An 18,541-nucleotide genomic window follows, 5' to 3' on the forward strand; every position below is an offset into this window, starting at 1 on the left:
AGTAGATATTGACTAGTTGTGAGCAGAGAGCTAATTGGCATGAGAAAGGATTGAAGTAAATCTAAAAGAATTCTGAGTTTATGCTTGATAGCTTAAATCAGTTCCTATTAGTCTATCAACTGCTTTTTAAAAAATCAATAAAGCCCTAAACTAAAAGAGACAGCACCCAAATTATTCTCAATTTTATAGATGACATCTTTAAATCCCTCATCACCACAACAAGAACCTTTACTCAGTATTCATAGCGACTCCCTGACAGAAATCTTAAAACAAATGGGTATTTCCTTAGTTGTTTCCACTTATCAAGCCGGTAAATTAATTGTGGTGCGAAGCGAGCAAAATTATGTTAATACCCACTTTAAAATGTTTCCTAAACCGATGGGAATTGCCGTTAAAAATAACCGTATGGCATTAGGGGTGAAATCCTCTATTTGGGAGTTACACAATAACCCTTCAGCCGCTTCTCATCTTGAACCTCAAGGTAAACACGATGGTTGCTTTGTACCTCGTAATGTACACTTTACCGGGGATATTGACATCCATGAAATGGCATGGTGCGCTCAAGAATTATGGTTTGTTAATACTCGTTTTTCTTGTCTTTGTACCCTTGAAAAAGAATATAGTTTTGTGCCTCGCTGGAAACCCCCTTTTATTACGGCCTACGATTTACGGGATCGATGCCATCTCAATGGCTTAGGCATCAGAGACGAGAAACCCAGATACGTTACTGCTTTAGGAGAAACTGATCAACCCAATGGATGGCGGGGTAATAAAGCTAATGGAGGGATCTTGATCGATATTGAAACCAATCAAATACTGCTCAGAGGTTTATCCATGCCTCATTCTCCTCGTTGGTATGATCATCGACTTTGGCTACTAGAATCAGGACATGGGGGCTTATGCTATTTAGATAATAACTCAGGCAAGTTAATCACCATCGCCAAATTACCCGGATTTACTCGTGGTTTAGACTTCTATGGTAATCTAGCCTTTGTGGGTTTATCACAAATTAGAGAATCTGCCGTTTTTGCTGGTTTACCTCTCACTCAAACCCTCGAACAAAGAATCTGTGGCGTTTGGGTTGTAGATATTCGCAACGGAAATATTCTCGCCTTTTTAAAGTTTGAAGAGGCTGTGCAAGAGATTTTTGCTGTCTCCGTCTTGCCCAATATGGTTTTTCCCGATGTCATCGATGCTGATCTAGAGTTTATTGGTATGAATTATGTTTTACCTGATGAAGCTATAAATCAAACCGAGATGCCTTCATCGGATTGGCAATTTGCTGAAACTTATTTCGCCAAAGGCAATCAACTTTATACTCAAGGGAAATTACAAGAAGCGATCGCTTCTTTTGAAAAATGCTTAGAATTAGATAGTAGCTATTTATCTGCCCGTTTCAACTTAGGCGTTATCCTTGGCAATCTAGGTCAATACTCCCAAGCCATTGAGCAGTTAGAGCAAGTTATTCAAGCTGAAGCCCGACACGCAGAAGCCTACAATAGCTTGGGTTTTATCTATAGTAAACAAAGACAATTAGATAGAGCAATTACATATTATCGACAGGCTATTAATGTTGCTCCCAAGTTTGCTCAAGCCCATTACAATTTGGGTATGACATTACTGCAATTAGGAGAATATCAAGAAGGCTGGAAAGAGTACGAATGGCGTTTGCAAACTCCACAATTTATGGCTTTTGATCCGCCTCAATGCCGTTGGCTTTACCTTACAATTCTGACTGGCGTTGGTTATTAGATAGAAACGATAGTCCTTGGTATCCTTCTATGGAATTATTTAGACAACCTCAACCACAAGATTTGCATTCTGTTTTTACCATTATGTCCGTTGACATCCTCACCGTCCTCCGCTACGCTAAAGAACGGTGATTCCCTAAAATAAGCTTAACTGCCTGTATTTAGGGGTGGTTGACGCTTCACAGGATGCTGCTACAGATGAAGTAGTCTTACGCCTTCCTCCACGTCCGTTTTTAGTGTCCAATTGACCACATAGTTTTTGGAACGTGAAAATTAAGTTTCTCCACCGGATACTATAACCAATGTTGACGGGGGTTAAATTGTTCTTTTTCCCGAATTTGTTGATATAAAGCCCTTTCCTCCTCACTTATTTCCGAAGGGATAGCAATTTGTATTTCTACCAGTTGATCCCCCCGTTTTCCCGAACTGTCGGGATAACCTTTATTAGCTAACCGTAACCGTTGGCCGGGACGCACCCCTTTCGGTACAGTCATTTTAACCAAACCATCGATAGTAGGAACCTCCACAGAACCCCCTAAAATGGCTTCACTAGGGGTTACAGGCACTTGACAAGCGATATCGCTACCCCGTAACTCAAAAACAGCGTGAGGGGTGATGGTAATCTTAAGATAGAGATCCCCTCCTTGGAGTCCTTGACCTTTGAGGCGAATTTTTTGCCCATCGATCATACCAGAAGGCATATCCACTTCCAGCGATCGCCCATCTTCTAAGCGAATGCGTTCCCGTCCCCCCCGATAGGCTTTTTCTAGGGGAATATTTAACTTCGCTTCCACATCCCTCGCACTGCGAGAAGGGTTAACTACTTTAGCCCGTTTTGTCCCCCCAGGGTTGTAGTCTTGGAACCGCCAAAACTCGCTATCCCTTTTGTAACCACTGTTATTGTTGCCATTACGAGGGGGTCGAGATTGGGGACGAGGAGGACGACGTTTGCTTTTGCCAAAAAGACCGCGATCGTATTCAGCACGCTTAGCTTCATCGGAGAGAATATCGTAAGCTTCGTTAATACCCTTAAATTTTTCCTCTGCTGTCTTATCCCCCGGGTTAACATCAGGATGACACTGCCGAGCGAGTTTCCGAAAAGATTTTTTAATCTCCTCGGCGGTGGCATCTCGAGAAACCCCTAAAATGGCGTAGTAGTTACGAAGTTGCTGCATATATCAGTGTAAAACGGGACTGGGAATCGGGTATGATTTCTATTTTAGCTTAACTGCCAGAAGCCCCACGCTGTATTTTCCCCAAAAACACCCACGCACGAGAGCGTGGGATGAATGGCAGTCAGAGCTTTTAACACAAAACAGAAATCTTGTGCTAGAATAATTTATATAAAATTAAATTTCCTCTAAAATGCTACGAGCTATCAAGGTAAGGTTATATCCAAATACAGAACAAAAGCAGTCACTGGAGCAAAGCTTTGGTAACTGCCGATGGTTGTGGAATTATTGCCTTAACTTGATGAACCAAACGTATATAGAGACAGGTAAGGGTTTGTCAGGGTATGAGGTAAAAAAACTTATACCTCAGTTAAAGAAGCAATACGAATGGTTATCCCGAATTTCTCACAAAATCTGCGATCGCCAAACACAGGAGCCTTACAGGAAGTGGGTTTGAACAGAGCGGTCGCAGATTTCCCCAACCAACAGTCTGTTGTCAGATTTTAAGTTAAAATCAACCCGAATTAGACAAAGATGAAAAGATAAATCAATCACTCATTTTTCCAAAAAAATTATTAATAAAATCTCTAATAGTACTAGATTGTTAGAATAAAATATGCTATAATTCAATTATTAAAGCAATTTACCTTAAACTGATTTAATGAGTCCCAGTCATCCCCGAACCCCTCGTCAAGTAATCAACTTTAGTAAACAGAAAGGAAAAGAAATAATCGCTAATTTTGATGGGGACTAATCACTTCAGATGCGGGGATTGTCTGGATAGCTGAGTTGGATAAAAAACTGGGAATTACCGAGAAGTTTGGTAACTGTTTTCAAGATCATCGTCATCAATCTTATGTAGATCATTCCGTTCATGAGTTATTAGCACAAAGGCTTTATGGAATTATTTTAGGCTATGAAGATGTCAATGACCATGATAAATTAAGTCACGATCCTGCCCTTAAGATCGCTTTAGAAAAGCTTAATGAACTTGAAGATAAAAAGGGATGGTTAGCTGGAAAAAGTACAATTAATAGATTGGAATATTGTCCTGAGACTATTCTCGACCAAAAAACGAGTCGTTATCATAAAATAGAACCCAACTTTGAAGCCATTGAAAAATCTTTTGTCGAATTTTGTTTAGAGTCTTATAAAAAACCTCCCTTAAGTATTATATTAGATATGGATGTCACGGATGACCAAGTACATGGTAATCAAGAAGGGGCATTTTTTAATAGTTATTATCACGGAGTATGTTATGCTCCTTTATATATTTTCTGTGGGCATCATTTATTAGTGGCTAAACTTCGTTCATCTAATGTAGATCCAGCCGATGGAGCCTTAGACGAATTACAAAGAATTATCGGACTAATTAGAGAAAAATGGTCAGAGACTCATATCCTAGTTAGGGGTGATAGTGCCTATGCCCGTGAAGAAATCTTCTATTTTTGTGAAAATCAGCCTTTAGTTGATTATGTTATAGCTATGGGAACAAATGGCGTTCTTAAGTTACGAGCGGATGATGTAATTGAAAAAGCCAAACATGAATATGAAAAAAAACTAGCTCCAATAACTGAATTAATGGATAGTTTATTTCAGAAAAAAGAAGATTTAGAAGAAGTTGAAAAATTAGTACCAATTTCTACTTGGTATCGCTCTATTCGTTATAAAACAGAAAAGTCATGGAGTTGTCAAAGAAGAGTAGTGACAAAAGTTTGTTATGGAAGTGATGGCTTAAAAATGCGCCATGTGGTGACATCTTTGCCCGCTTCAAAAATTCCACCCTCAAAACTTTATACAAAAAAATACTGTCCGAGAGGCGAGATGGAAAATCGGATTAAAGAACAACAATTAGACTTGTTAGCTGATAGAACTTCAACTCAAACATTTCAAAGTAATCAACTAAGATTATGGATACATTCCTGGGCTTATGTTCTCATAAATGCTTTTCGTCAACACTGTTTAAAAAAAACTTCATTGGCTAAAGCAACTGTGGGAAGAATACGTCTAAATCTTCTTAAGTTGGGAGCCAGAATAAAGATTAGTTGTAGAAGAATTATTATCGCTATAGCTAGTGCTTGTCCTTATCAAGATATTTTATCTATTGCTAACAAAAGAATTAAAACTATTCCTAATACTGGATAAGTAGAATAAGTTGTTTTTTAAAAAAGATATCTATCATAAGTTGTTGACTGACTGATACTTTCATTTAGTCTTATTTATCGTGGAGAAAATCAAAAGTTAATATAATTATTCCCTCTTAAACTCAATTTTTGGATAATCAAAGTCAATTTTTTTATTCATCTATATTCAAAATTTCTATTAGTCCTAAAAATTATCATTTTTCATCTCTGGATTGGGCTTTCAAATTAATTTGTGAGAAATCCGGGTTTAGCATATTCTTCCTCAAAATCATCCCAAGGTATCAACTCTGCCATGATTACCCAACGATTATTGGGGGACAATTTGCCCTCGAAAGGTAATTCAAATTTTTCTGGGGGCGGTAAAGGTTGCTCCTCTTTTCGATACATTTGTTCTTGACCAACAACTGGGAGGTGTTTCTACCAATTATAGCGGTTTGTAGCCGACAAAGCTGATCTTTTTTGCGATCGCGAATATGGGTGTAACCTTTTAAAGAATAGGGTTTTGCTTTTATTCAGCAAACCCTAATTAAGGACGCTTTACAATCAGGTTATAACGTCCTAGCGGAAAAACCCTTAACCCTTGATCCTGGGGAATGTTTAGAATTAACTCGTCTAGCAAAACAGCGACAGCGACAGTTAATGATTGATCATACTTATTTATTCCATGCTGCTGTCAATCAAGGCAAATCTTTTCTAGAAAAGGGTGAGTTAGGAAAATTGCGCTATGGTTATGCCAGTCGTACTCATTTGGGCCCAGTTCGTCAGGATGTAGATGCACTTTGGGACTTAGCTATTCACGATATTAGCATCTTTAACCATTGGTTGGGGGAATATCCTGATCGAGTCCAAGCACAAGGAAAGGTTTGGTTACGGGGCGATCGCCTTACTGCTTTGTCTCCTGATGGTTTAGGGGACATGGTTTGGGTCACTCTATATTATCCTAGCGGATTTCAAGCAACTATTCATCTGTGTTGGTGTAATCCTGATAAACAGCGTCGTTTGTGTGTGGTAGGTAGTCAAGGAACGTTAATTTTTGAGGAAATGTTGTCAGATGAACCCCTCGTTTTGCAACAGGGTTATGTGCAACCGCAAGGGGAAAAATTTATCCCTCAAGGACTAGAAAAACAGGTTATTTCTGTGGAGAAAGCGGAACCCCTCAAAGAAGTTTGCGATCGCTTTTTAAACGCTGTTCATACCAATACCCCTTGTGAATTTTCTTCGGGAATAGTTGCCACTAAATTAGTACAAATTTTAACTTGTTTAAGTGATTCGCTACAAAAAAATGGGGCAATTATTTCTATTCCTGAGTTAGATTTTCCTGGAGAATAGAAAGCGTTCTCATTAATAATCGTCAAAGGGCTGTTAATCTAATTTTCTACGACTAGCAATGGGCATTCTCCAACCTGTACCAAATGCACGATCGCTTACTTTTAATCCAGGAGGAGCCTGTTTACGCTTAAATTCTGCACGGTTCACCAATTTTACTATCTTACAAATTGTATCATAATCAAACCCTGCTGCTGTAATTTCTTTTACAGATTGATGACGATGAATTAATCTGTCGAGAATAGCATCTAAAATGTCATAAGCTGGTAAAGAATCTTGATCCAGTTGATCGGGCTTTAATTCGGCACTAGGGGGCTTAACTATGATATTATGGGGTATTACCTCTTGATGTCGGTTTAACCACTTACACAGGCTAAAAACACGGGTCTTAGGAACATCTGAAATAACCGCTAAACCCCCATTCATATCCCCGTATAAGGTACAGTAACCTACTGCCATTTCTGATTTATTTCCGGTTGATAATAGTAAATGTCCGAACTTATTGGCGATCGCCATCAACAAATTACCACGAATTCTGGATTGTAAATTTTCTTCTGCAACCCCAAACTCTGTATTTTTAAATAAGGGTTCTAACAACAAATCATAAGCTTTCATAACATCCCCAATAGCTAAAGTATGACTATTAATTCCTAAGTTATTAACTAACGCTTCTCCATCACTAATAGAATGACTTGAACTATAGGGTGATGGCATTAATATTCCTAACACATTTTCCTTACCTAATGCTTCAACAGCAATAGCAGCAACTAAAGATGAATCAATACCACCACTTAACCCTAAAATAGCTTTAGAAAAGCCACATTTAGTAGCATAATCTTTTAATCCTAACACTAAAGATGACCAGATTTCCTCTTCTTCTGTTTCTATAGAATTAGCAATATAACTGGTTTTTAAGTCTTCATTATTTTGGTCATATTCAATAACTTCTATGGCAGTTTGATATCCTTTTGCACGTAAGCTAATTTCGCCTTTTCTGCTAACAGCAAAACTATTACCATCAAAAATAAGGTCATCATTTCCTCCTACTTGGTTAGTATAAATAATGGGAACCTGATAACGTTCTGCACTATGCTTTAACATAGCTTCTCTTATCTTTTGTTTACCAACACTATAAGGAGAAGCAGATAAATTAACCACTAAATCTACCCCATATTTAACCAAGTCTTGTATAGGGTTATTTTCATAGTTTCTTTTACCCCAAAATTCTTCATCATTCCATAAATCTTCGCATATTGTAACCCCAATTTTAAGAGGTTTTGTATTGGGAATGTTAGAAGATAATTGAAAGAAATTACTTTCTTTTCCTGGTTCAAAATATCTATCTTCATCAAAAACATCATACGTGGGTAAAAGCCGTTTATGAAAAATTTGTTTTATAGTTTGATTTTCGATTAATACAATACTGTTAAACAAGGGTTTCTTTCCCTCATTATAAGCATTAGGATTTTCGATAACTGTTCCCACTAAAACAGTTAAATTATTGGGGATTGTTTTAGCTAGTTTTTCTAATTCTGCCCATAACATTTCTACAAAACTAGCATTTAATAGTAAATCTTTGGGAGGATAGCCACATAGAGAGAGTTCAGGGGTTAATAATAATTGTGCTTCTCCTTGTACAGCTATTTCTGCCGCTTTACAGATATTTTGAGCGTTGTTTTCAATATCACCAATAATCGGATTAAGTTGAGCGATCGCAATTTTCATAATAGTAGTAATTTCTAGGTTTAAATAAAAACAAAAGGTTTATCTTTTAACGGGGCAAAAGCTTCAGGATCAAAGCGATATAAAGTTGCTGGCCTTCCTGCACCTCTAGATACTTTTTTCTCAGTATCTATCAGAAAACCCAACTTAAGTAAACGGGTTCTAAAATTAGAATAATCAGCAAATTTTTCTCCTAAGACAGTGGTATAAAATTGATATAAATCATTTAAAGTAAACACATCAGGTAAAACATCAAAAGCAATGGGACTGTATTCTAATTTACTCCTTAGTCGTTGATAACCATAGTCTAAAATAAGATTATGATCAAAAGCTAATTCAGGAACTTTTCCTATCATATACCAAGTAGTGTTATAATCCTTTCTGATTAATTTTGCTTCTTCAAAACGCAGCAAAGCAAAATAACTAACTGATAGATAACGAACCCCATAACTTAATGGTGATTCTCTGGGATCTCTTTCTGGTCCCCCGAAGGTATAGAGTTGTTCTAAATATAAATTATTAGTCTCTATTTTTTCCGATAAAATACGATAAGCTGCTGCTTCTAAAGATTCTCCTTTTCTTACTAAAGTTCCTGGTAAACCCCACTGATTAATATAAGGTTTATCTGAGCGTTTAACCAATAAAACTAAGAGCCTATTTTTTGAAGAATCGATGGAAAAAATTACATTATCAACCCCTACTTTAAAATTCTCTAAAGTCAATTTATTACTATTGGAATTCATGCGTATAGTTTTTCCTGATGAATATAATCTTGAACTGGTTGAATTAAGACATTCTCGTTACCATCTTTTCGGTAAGCAGTAGAAGAAACAGCAGGGGCATTTAAGTCAGCAATTTGACATTTACCTCCTATATCTTCTAAAGCTTTTAAGTCAGATTCATTGATAGTATAACCAGGACGAGGAACAATTAAAAGGGAAACTTGAGCTAATAATTCATCAATGCGATACCATTGACGAATTTGTTTAACTATATCAGAACCAATCACGAAAAAATAGTCAGAATTTTCTCCCCATATTTCCTTAGCTTTGCCAACACTAATCAAACTGCGGCGATGACTTAAACTTTTAGAAAGATAAATATTATCTCCAGGGGAATCAACATCATCAATTAATAGCTTTAACATAGCTAGACGATGATCCAAAGAGGTTTTATGATCTTTATATGGGTTATCAGCAGCCCAAATTCCTACATAATCAAAATTATTGGATAACCAGTGAATAATCGATTGATGGCCGGCAGTTGGGGGATCAGCACTGGTTCCAAATAAAGCAATTTTTGTCATCTAATTTTTTCCCACACTTAAACAATTAAAGATTGACGTAAGGTTTCTAAGGGTTGAGAAATATTCACTTGAATAGGACTCGGTTTGGTTATCTTATGAGTATCTTCAGGTAAACTTTTAAGAGAAGTTTGAACCCGTTGACGAATGGTGTCTAAAGATTCATTTTCTTTTAACAAGTTACCTTCTGTTATGACTAACTCTAATAAGGGGGTTTCTCCTGATTCAATCTCTTCCTCTATTAAGGCTAAGCGATCGCTTTCTATAATTCCGTTATTATAGCGACGAAATATCTGTTTTCTTCCCGGATAAGTCATCTTATTGCTAGATTGTTTCATGGTAGGAACGTTATCTATTTCTACTAATTTATAGACCCCATTAACCGGATGTCCCGTCACCAAACGAGTTCCCACCCCATAACCGTCAAAAAGAGCGTTTTCTGATCGTAACCGTTGCAACTCCCATTCATCAATATCCCCACTGGCAAAAATATTTACCTTTGGTAGTAGCGATCGCACTTTTTGAGATAAACTCCCCAAGTCCCCAGAGTCCACACGAACCCCTTTAATCTCTATTTCCCTGTTTTCGGCTAACCGTTGCGCCGCAGCTAAGGTATCATAGGTATCGATCAATAAGGTTGCCCCTGGAAAGTGACGATTAAAAGCCATAAACGCCTCGTCTTCGCTGCCAGATAAACCTTTAATAGCCATCACCAAAGCGTGGGCCATAGTGCCACTGGGTTGCTGGTTAAGTTCCTTCGCTGCTAAAACATTAGAAGTGGCATCAAAACCCGCTCCTAAAGCTGCTCTAGCCGCCCAAATTGCCCCTTGAGGGCTAAATGCTCGCCTTGTACCAAATTCTAACAAAATTGCCTTTTCCCCTGCTATATCGCGCATTCTCGCTGCTCTGGTGGCGATTAGGGTCTGATAGTTGATGGTGTTCAAAAGGTAGGTTTCTACTATTTGTGCTTGCCATAACGGTGCCTCAACCCGCAATAAGGGTTCATTGGCAAAGATAGGGATTCCCTCGGGAACAGCCCAAACATCTCCCGTAAAGCCTTGATTTTGCAATAATGACCAAAAATAAGGGGTTACATGGTCAAAAATACCTGTACTTTGCAGATAATCTATCTGTTCTGCTGAAAAACGTAAATTTTCTAGATACTGTAACCCTTGAGCCAGTCCCATAGCTATCAAATAACCAAAATTATCGGGTAAACGGCGTACAAATAGTTCAAAACTGGCTTTTTTTTCGGCAATGCCTTCTCCTGCGTAACAAGCAGCCATTGTTAACTGATACAAGTCTGTCAACAAGCTACTTTCTTGGAGTGATGGGGTTAAACTGGGATTGAAAGTTAACATGGGTAGTCTTTTTGCTCTTTCAAACTAATTATAGTGATTTTTACCAAAAGTGTAAACAGTTACCAATAATCTCGGTGTTGCATCATAAGTCAATAAATATTCAAATTTAAAGATAATTGGGTTACCCCTATATCATAGTTTCTAACAAAAATTTCTTGTCCTTTTTCGGCTTTTCCTTGTTTATAATTATTCATCCCATATTGTAACTGCCAAGGAATAATATTAAAGTCTTGAAAATAGTTTCTAATTTATTGAGAGTCATCATAGGTCATTAACCATTGATGATCGCATTTTTTCATAGTATTGGCAAAGTCTTGATGATTAAATGAGGTATGTAAGTCCCCATCTTTTCCATATAATCTAGATTTAGTTGCGGTTAAATATGGGGGATCTAAGAAGATAAAAGTATTCTCTCCTTTTTGCTTAACAACTTCTCGATAATCTAAGTTTGTAATACGAATTCCTGGGAGAATCTGACCTAACTTTTCTAAGCGATCGATGGATGATTCTGTAAACCTTGTCTGAAAAGATTTTTCAGAATATCCCCCTGATTCTATAGTACCAGAAAAAGTAATTCTATTTAAAATAAAAAAACGCACTGCTCTTTCAAAATCAGATATTTTTCCTACATCAAGCTCACGTAATTCTTGGAATAATTCTCGTCCATCTTTCCTATTCTTTTTAATCTGTCTAAGTTCAGTAACTAATGCTTTTAAATCCGATTGAGCAATTTTCCAAAATAAGTATAACTCTGGGTTTAAATCATTGATCCAAATATCTATATTAGGATAGATTTGTTTAAGATAAATAAAGACTGAACCACCCCCAACAAAGGGTTCTCGATACTCAGAGAAAGTAAACCTTCTAGGAAATTGTTCTTGTATTTGTTTAATCGCTCTTGATTTGCCACCAGGATACCTTAAGGGACTTTTAATCATAAGATTTTACTCAATATTTAGTTAGATTTAATTAGGGTTTGCTGAATAAAAGCAAAACCCTATTCTTTAAAAGGTTACACCCATATTCGCGATCGCAAAAAAGATCAGCTTTGTCGGCTACAAACCGCTATAATTGGTAGAAACACCTCCCAGTTGTTGGTCAAGAACAAATGTATCGAAAAGAGGAGCAACCTTTACCGCCCCCAGAAAAATTTGAATTACCTTTCGAGGGCAAATTGTCCCCCAATAATCGTTGGGTAATCATGGCAGAGTTGATACCTTGGGATGATTTTGAGGAAGAATATGCTAAACTTTTTCAGCAGAAAAAGGTGCGCCAGCCAAACTATTTAGAATGGCATTAGGGACATTAATTATTAAGGAAAAATTAGGAACAAGTGATAGAGAAACTATAGAACAGATTAGAGAAAATCCCTATCTACAATACTTTATAGGTTTAAATTGTTATCAACAAGAGCCACCACTGGAATCTTCAATGCTAGTTCATTTTAAGAAAAGAATTGATGGAGAATTGATAAACAAAATCAATAAAAAAATAGTAAAAAGAGAAATAGACAAGAGTGATAAAGAAGTAAAAAAAAAGGATTGTCTCCAAGAAAAAGGAGAAAAAATAAAAAATAAAGGTAAACTAATTTTAGATGCGACTTGTGCGCCAGCAGACATCAAATACCCAACGGATTTAGGCATATTAAATAAAGCCAGAATTGAGACAGAAAGAATAATAGATAATCTTTATAAACCATTAAGAGTAAAATTGAGAAAAAAGCCGAGAACTTCTAGAAAAATTGCTAGAAAGGAATACTTAAAAGTAGCTAAAAAACGAAAAGTATCTTATCAAGAAAGAAGAAAAGCTATCGGGAAACAGTTAAAATACCTTAAGAAAAATTTAGGAAATATAGAAGACTTAATTCAAGCTGGGGCTTCCCTGGAAAATCTGAGTAAAAGACAGAAAAATTGTCTAGAGACTATCAAAAAAGTTTATGAACAACAACAGTCAATGTGGGAGAATAAGACCCAGAGTGTTCCTCAAAGAATTGTAAGTTTAACTCAACCGCATATTCGTCCAATAGTGAGGGGAAAAGCAGGAAAACCAATAGAGTTTCGAGCTAAACTCTCAGTAAGCTGTGTAGATAACTATGTGTTTCTAGACAAAATAAGTTGGGAAAACTTCAATGAATCTTGTCATTTAAAAGAACAAGTAGAAAAGTATAAAGAAACGTTTGGCTATTATCCCGAATCCGTCCATGTAGATAAAATTTATCGAACTAGGGAAAACAGAAATTGGTGTAAGGAAAGAGGGATAAGAATCAGTGGTCCGAAGTTAGGAAGACCTCCGAAAAATGTCAGTGAAGAAGAAAAGAAACAAGCCCACTCCGATGAATGCTTCCGTAATGCTATTGAGGGAAAGTTTGGACAAGCTAAACGAAGATTTAGCCTAAATTTCGTGATGACAAAACTCCCTGAAACCTCCATTACATCTATTGCTATTACATTTTTAGTTGTCAATCTTTCTAAACTTCTGAGGCAGTTTTTGTCGCTTTTTTTGTCCTTATTTACTAATAATAGAACAGGGGAACTCATCAAACCGCCTTTCATTAATTTTGATTATACTTTAAACAATTTTTATGTACTAAAACTTATTGATTTGTCAGAAAATTCTTGGTCAAAAGTGGCATAAATTTTGGAGAAACTTTTTCAGCAAACCCTAATTATCGTCGTCTTTATGTTCCTGGTGGAACCTATTTTTTCACAATAGTTACTTATCAAAGACGGCCTTATTTTGCTAATTCAGATAATGTGAATAAACTTCGTACAGCAGTAGCAACTGTCAAAAAAGAAATGCCTTTTAATATTTTTGGTGCAGTTATTTTACCTAATCATCTTCATTTTCTTTGGGTATTACCTCCTAATGATAAAAACTATTCTAAACGTATTGGACACATTAAAACCCTATTTACAAAATCATTTCGGGGTAATAACGCTTTACCTAAGACGGTTTCTATTTCTCGACAAAAACACCGTGAAAGTAATGTTTGGCAACGACGTTTTTGGGAACATACAATACAAGATGAATCAGAGTTAGAAACTTATTTGAATTATATTCACTATAATCCAGTTAAACATGGTTTAGTTTCTTGTCCCCATTTGTGGTCATATTCAAGTTTTCATAGTTTGGTTCAAAAAGATGGATATTCATCTAGTTGGGGATGTGTTTGTCAGGGAAAATTAGATAAAATTCCTAATTTTGATAACATTAAAAATTATGTTGGTGAATGACAGATATTGTTAGAGATTATGTAAGAATTGTTTTTTACCCTAGTCTAGTGGTAAGGTGGGCAATGCCCACCCTACTCAATTTAATTTAGGTCTTTCTATGTTTGTGCGTTTCACTCAAAAAAACTATAAGTGTAGATGCTGCACCAACAGCTAATTTTGCGTGTCTTGGTTGTAAACCTTTGCTTGAATTGGATTTACCATGACCAGTACCATAGTGATTTCTTAACTCAGCAATTCCTTGAGTAATTGTTGCTAAATTACTGAGTAGGTTTTTAATAGTGTCACTTGCTTTCGCTTTGTCAGGAATATCTTCTGGAGTTAACTCTAATTGCTTAACAGTAAGCTTAACAAGTTTAGTCAACTTTTCCTTTTTGGTAAATTGTATATTGCATTCTTCTAATATGCTTTTACAACAAGTTTCTCCTGACTCCTTCGCAGTACCTATTGCTAATTCTGGATCATGATTAATAGCTTTTTCCATACGCTCAAGTTGTTTGGAAATATATTCATCATCAATACCTGAGAATAATTCTTGAACTAACGGTATTCCTGGTAAGATTGATGTTCCTATAAACTGGCCTTTAAAGATTGGTTTCTTTGAAATTTGTCCTTTTTCAATTATTTGATATCCATCGTTTTTTAAGTGTTTATTATAAAGTTCACAGAGTTTTTGTGCTTCGTGAATATCTTGTCTGACAACAGGATGAATAGTTTCACAAAGAAATCTGAGAAAAGTCTCATCATCACCCCTTATTAAGTTAAATCTTGGATCATCAAAAATCCAGTCTATTGGCCAGTCATTATTATTAACAGTATGTTGCCATATATCTTGTTCAGCATTGTTAAATCTGCCATCAAAAGACTCCAGAGATTCTAAATCCCAAATTCTTGAAAGAAACTCAATTTCTTCCAGTCGACCATACAATTCAATCTCCTCCAAGAATATTGAATCTATAATATCTCTTCTTGTAACTTCTGTAATTTTAGTGTCCATTGCAGTTTCTTACTCGTCAAGCTAAAAAACATTTTAGTGATTGTTTGTCTTTCGCTTGGCTAAAACCCATATTTCATGGATTTTAGCTTAATTGCATTTCCCAGAGATTAATTAGCACAAGCAGTACAATTATTATCAGACTCTTTAAAATCGTCTTTCTGAACTGTCCTAACGTAATATATCGCCTTACAACCTTCTTTCCAAGCTAATAGTAACGTCTCAAAAATATCCTTAGCAGTCAAACAGCGTTCTGGTTCATCAGCAAAGTAAACACCCTGATTCAAATTAAACAACAATTCCATAGAAATTCCTGTATCTATCCATTGTTGAATAGTTGCAACCGCTTTGACCACTTTTTGTTGTTCTAGGGTCTTATTTTCGTGATAAAACCAGAAAGATTCTTTAATAAATGGAGGTGCAATAGGAATCGTTCCCTTAGCCCATTTATCGTAAAAGAAACGACTATAAACAGGGAGAATACTAGCCGTACAACCCTGTACCAAAGAAGAAGAAGTATTAGGGGCGATCGCAGTGATATGGGAGTTACGAATACCATAAGTTTTTATGTCTTCTGATAACTGCACCCAACGCTCTTTTTTAGAAGCATTTTCAACGAACCAATCAACAGGTTTTGAACCTATTAATAACCCTTTACTCCAGTCGCTTCCCTCGAAAGCGTTATAAGGACTTCTTTCTTTGGCCAACTCCATAGATGTATGGGTACACCAATAACCTACCTCTTCAAATAAGTTACTAATTTCGGTTATATTTTCGTAGGTTAAACCCTTTTTAGCCAACCAGTCAGCTAACCCCATACAACCAACTCCAACGGTGCGATATCTATCGTTATGTGCCTTTGCATCGTTAAATGGAGGGTTAGTAATATCGATAGTATTATCCAGAATACGAACAGAAATATTACAAAGATAATCCAGTTCTTCTTCCTCAATATTGGCTAAATTTAAGCTAACTAAATTACAGCAATGAGCAAACTTTCCAGGAGTAACATTGGAAAAAGATTCCGTACATTGTCCTGTCAAAATGCCATTAAACATTCCTAAATGACGTTTTGGTTCGCTGAAGCAATAAGTATCATCATAACGACAAGTTAACTCTACCTTTTCGACACGAATAAACTGACTCGCTTCTCGCTGTGGTTCCCTCAAGTTCCACTGTAAACGATTAGTTTTTAATCCGAGTTCTCCTAACTGGAATAAACCATTAGATGAGATCAATAAACGATATTTTGCCTGACAAAAATAGTCTTGATATCCTCCCTTTCCATCAGGAAGAGATCGATAACCCATCTCGTCCATTTTGACCACTTTAGAATCCACCCCTAATGTTTGTAACATCAGACGAATATCTAAAAGAAATTGTTGATGAGTCGAAGCAACTTGTAGAGATTCATTGTCACCATTTCTAGCAACAGTTCCATCAGCATCTAATAACCCTGCAAGCCATTCTAAACGAGATTGTATGGTGTAACCATTAACAGGAACGGTAAATTTAGCAGGGATATCTAACGGCAGTTTACAAACAATTCTATCTTGATTTACATCATCATAAACTGCTACTTCATCCCGTTCAATGCGCCAACTTTTATCCCCATAACTTCCTCCGTAATACTTATTACGAACGGTAACAAATGGTAGTAGTTCTTTCTTTTCACCATATAAATCTATCTCTGGTTTTCCCATACCGTCATGACTTCCATCACCACTAAAAAAGCCTGATGTATAAGCATAGGGAAAATCGATGTCATTCTCTGATTCCACTAAAGGAAGACGATATTTAATCAATTTATCTCCCTCTTGTAAATCTTTGGCCTCAACAATTTTTACTTTGCCTTTGTAATTTTCTTGAACATGAAACTTATGATAATAAGTACAGTCCAAGGACTCACCATTAGAAAAGTGAACCTTTAACAAAGGTTGATTTTCTCCTGTCTTTTTAACTAAAACTTCCGACCATTCTGAACCATTCCAAATATTAACCTTTTCTCCTGCTACATCAGCGATCGCTATTTGTCCCCTATCTGTTAAAATTTTTGTTTCAGGGGCAACACATAAATTTACACCCGGAATATAGCCCACGTGCTTATTCGGATTAGCCTTATTAATAGTATCTTTAAAAGCTAAATAAGGCATCCCTGTTTCTACCTGCGATCGCATTATTGTTTTAAACAATTCACGAGCATTAACACGCTTATACAGAGTAATTTCTCTATCTAATTCCGCCTCGATTAAACCATAAGCTTCCTCAAACTTTTCTCCCCATAATTCTGCTAACTCAATACCCAACTTTTCTTTGACTTGATAGGGATCAACTAAAGTCCATTCCTCTTTATTTTCCACCCGACGCATAAATTCATCGGTCAATATTAACTGAGGAAAAACATCATAAGCTTTGCGTCTTTGATCCCCGTTTTCTGTTTGTATCTCTAAAAATTCTGGTACATCTAAATGCCAAATATCCAGTCCAACGGTAACAGCACCGGCCCTTCTTCCTCCTTGGTTAACGGCGATCGCAGTATCATTTAACAACTTAATCCAAGGAATAACCCCCCCAGAAGCGTTATTTTTCCCCATCACCCAGCTACCAGTGGCCCGAATACGACTGACATTAACCCCAACACCACCGCCATTTTTGGAGATCCTCGCAGTGTTGGTAATCTCTTCAAAAATGCTCTCTAAGTTGTCGTCTATAGACAAAATGAAACAACTGGTCAAAGACCCCCCCGGAACCCGTAAATTAGCTAAAATAGGGGTTGCCAGAGACACTTTACCCTTGGCTATGGCTTCATAAAATCGTTTTGCCCAAGGTAATCTATTTTCAGGGCTTTCTACCGTTGCCAATAGTAAAGCACAGGTTAAGAAAGCTTCTTGGGGAAGTTCATCGTCCAAAAGGTAACGACTGGTTAACAAAACCGCTCCAGCGTAGTCGTAGTCAGTATCCCAGTCTGGATTAATCCAACTTCCAGCCTCTTGTAATTCTGCTGTAGAATAGGTTAAGAGACGATTATCGTATTGTTTAGCATCTATTTTAGTCTTTGCTACAATTTCATAGTTACCATACTGATAACCCCTACTGACTAGGGTATCTTTCCAGAGACTCCAGATATGCAGTCTTCCGGCAATATAACGCCAGTCTGGTTCATCGGGACTACACATTTCCAAAGCACAGTTAATTAGGTTATCCTGGATCTCCCTGGTGGTGATACCGTCCCGTAAACGAGTTGTTAACCCTGCTTCTAAGGCAATACTGTTTACTTCTCGATCAGCACAGGCCCAGTCTACCACTGCCCGAATCTTGACTATATTTAACGCAGTCCAAGATCCGTCCCGTCGTCTCACTCTAATCTTACTCTCTCCTAACTGTGAATGGTAAAGAGAAGAGGTTTGAGTGTCGCCATGAGAGGTTTGTTTAGGGGAAGTTAAGACGGTGGGTTGCATCATTTATACTACTTAGGACTAATGAAATAACTAATAACTTTGTACTTTAATTTCAGGTAAGTTTATGTCAACTTGAAAAG

12 protein-coding genes and 4 pseudogenes are annotated in these 18,541 nt (G+C 36.8%); 7 read left to right on the forward strand and 9 right to left on the reverse strand.

Annotation, left to right across the window (positions count from 1 at the left end; translation table 11 throughout):
- Positions 1 to 189: 189 nt before the first annotated feature.
- The gene (locus CWATDRAFT_RS02815; protein WP_007303564.1) at positions 190 to 1,752 is read left to right on the forward strand and encodes a TIGR03032 family protein; all 1,563 of its coding nucleotides are present in this window, start codon (positions 190 to 192) and stop codon (positions 1,750 to 1,752) included.
- Between the two features lie 292 nt (positions 1,753 to 2,044).
- Here the strand turns inward: CWATDRAFT_RS02815 and CWATDRAFT_RS02820 are convergent, their stop codons facing one another.
- Positions 2,045 to 2,926: a DnaJ C-terminal domain-containing protein gene (locus CWATDRAFT_RS02820; protein ID WP_007303565.1), complete on the reverse strand. Its 882-nt coding sequence runs from the start codon at positions 2,924 to 2,926 to the stop codon at positions 2,045 to 2,047.
- Between the two features lie 190 nt (positions 2,927 to 3,116).
- On the opposite strand from CWATDRAFT_RS02820, the pseudogene CWATDRAFT_RS32715 reads away from it, so the two are divergent.
- Both CWATDRAFT_RS32715 and CWATDRAFT_RS02825 read left to right on the forward strand, forming a co-directional pair.
- Positions 3,117 to 3,350 (forward strand): annotated as a pseudogene (locus tag CWATDRAFT_RS32715) (helix-turn-helix domain-containing protein); the annotation flags it as partial.
- A 234-nt stretch (positions 3,351 to 3,584) separates the two neighbouring features.
- Positions 3,585 to 5,068, forward strand: a pseudogene (locus CWATDRAFT_RS02825) (IS1380-like element ISCwa5 family transposase).
- A gap of 224 nt (positions 5,069 to 5,292) precedes the next feature.
- On the opposite strand, the gene CWATDRAFT_RS36930 reads toward CWATDRAFT_RS02825, so the two are convergent.
- Positions 5,293 to 5,454: a hypothetical protein gene (locus CWATDRAFT_RS36930; protein WP_157134030.1), complete on the reverse strand. Its 162-nt coding sequence runs from the start codon at positions 5,452 to 5,454 to the stop codon at positions 5,293 to 5,295.
- A gap of 138 nt (positions 5,455 to 5,592) precedes the next feature.
- Here CWATDRAFT_RS36930 and CWATDRAFT_RS41605 point away from each other — a divergent pair.
- Both CWATDRAFT_RS41605 and CWATDRAFT_RS02830 read left to right on the forward strand, forming a co-directional pair.
- Positions 5,593 to 5,706 (forward strand): annotated as a pseudogene (locus tag CWATDRAFT_RS41605) (Gfo/Idh/MocA family oxidoreductase); the annotation flags it as partial.
- The gene (locus CWATDRAFT_RS02830; protein WP_007303567.1) at positions 5,707 to 6,396 is read left to right on the forward strand and encodes a Gfo/Idh/MocA family protein; all 690 of its coding nucleotides are present in this window, start codon (positions 5,707 to 5,709) and stop codon (positions 6,394 to 6,396) included. It begins immediately after the preceding pseudogene.
- Between the two features lie 33 nt (positions 6,397 to 6,429).
- Here the strand turns inward: CWATDRAFT_RS02830 and CWATDRAFT_RS02835 are convergent, their stop codons facing one another.
- The 5 genes and pseudogenes from CWATDRAFT_RS02835 to CWATDRAFT_RS02855 form a co-directional block, all read right to left on the reverse strand.
- A complete protein-coding gene (locus tag CWATDRAFT_RS02835; protein WP_007303568.1) occupies positions 6,430 to 8,118 on the reverse strand; it encodes an NAD+ synthase in 1,689 nt (562 codons plus the stop codon).
- 20 nt (positions 8,119 to 8,138) lie between these two features.
- Positions 8,139 to 8,858, reverse strand: coding sequence for an NUDIX hydrolase (locus CWATDRAFT_RS02840; RefSeq protein ID WP_007303569.1), 720 nt, complete (start codon positions 8,856 to 8,858; stop codon positions 8,139 to 8,141).
- On the reverse strand, positions 8,855 to 9,421 hold the full coding sequence (locus CWATDRAFT_RS02845; RefSeq protein WP_007303570.1) for a nicotinate-nucleotide adenylyltransferase: 567 nt from the start codon (positions 9,419 to 9,421) through the stop codon (positions 8,855 to 8,857). The genes CWATDRAFT_RS02840 and CWATDRAFT_RS02845 overlap by 4 nt, the downstream gene beginning before the upstream one ends.
- 17 nt (positions 9,422 to 9,438) lie before the next feature.
- Positions 9,439 to 10,779, reverse strand: coding sequence for a nicotinate phosphoribosyltransferase (locus tag CWATDRAFT_RS02850; protein ID WP_007303571.1), 1,341 nt, complete (start codon positions 10,777 to 10,779; stop codon positions 9,439 to 9,441).
- An 89-nt stretch (positions 10,780 to 10,868) separates the two neighbouring features.
- A pseudogene (locus CWATDRAFT_RS02855) lies at positions 10,869 to 11,717 on the reverse strand (DNA adenine methylase).
- Between the two features lie 170 nt (positions 11,718 to 11,887).
- Here CWATDRAFT_RS02855 and CWATDRAFT_RS32725 point away from each other — a divergent pair.
- Together CWATDRAFT_RS32725 and CWATDRAFT_RS02870 are read left to right on the forward strand one after the other, a co-directional pair.
- Positions 11,888 to 13,413 (forward strand): IS5-like element ISCwa2 family transposase gene (locus tag CWATDRAFT_RS32725; protein WP_085961736.1). Its coding sequence is split into 2 segments (ribosomal slippage): positions 11,888 to 12,029 and positions 12,029 to 13,413, totalling 1,527 coding nucleotides; the frame shifts between segments, so codons are not numbered across the junction.
- The gene (locus tag CWATDRAFT_RS02870; protein ID WP_007303574.1) at positions 13,395 to 14,012 is read left to right on the forward strand and encodes an REP-associated tyrosine transposase; all 618 of its coding nucleotides are present in this window, start codon (positions 13,395 to 13,397) and stop codon (positions 14,010 to 14,012) included. Before CWATDRAFT_RS32725 ends, CWATDRAFT_RS02870 begins: the two co-directional genes overlap by 19 nt.
- Positions 14,013 to 14,097: 85 nt before the next feature.
- Here CWATDRAFT_RS02870 and CWATDRAFT_RS02875 read toward each other — a convergent pair whose 3' ends face one another.
- Both CWATDRAFT_RS02875 and CWATDRAFT_RS02880 read right to left on the reverse strand, forming a co-directional pair.
- Positions 14,098 to 15,006 carry an abortive infection family protein gene (locus CWATDRAFT_RS02875; RefSeq protein WP_007303575.1) on the reverse strand — a complete coding sequence of 303 codons (909 nt, stop codon included), beginning with the start codon at positions 15,004 to 15,006 and terminating at the stop codon, positions 14,098 to 14,100.
- A 107-nt stretch (positions 15,007 to 15,113) separates the two neighbouring features.
- Positions 15,114 to 18,464 (reverse strand): ribonucleotide reductase N-terminal alpha domain-containing protein, encoded by a 3,351-nt coding sequence (locus tag CWATDRAFT_RS02880; protein ID WP_007303576.1) that lies wholly within the window; start codon positions 18,462 to 18,464, stop codon positions 15,114 to 15,116.
- Positions 18,465 to 18,541 lie beyond the last annotated feature (77 nt).

It is taken from the genome of Crocosphaera watsonii WH 8501, from assembly GCF_000167195.1.
GTDB classification, from domain to species: domain Bacteria; phylum Cyanobacteriota; class Cyanobacteriia; order Cyanobacteriales; family Microcystaceae; genus Crocosphaera; species Crocosphaera watsonii.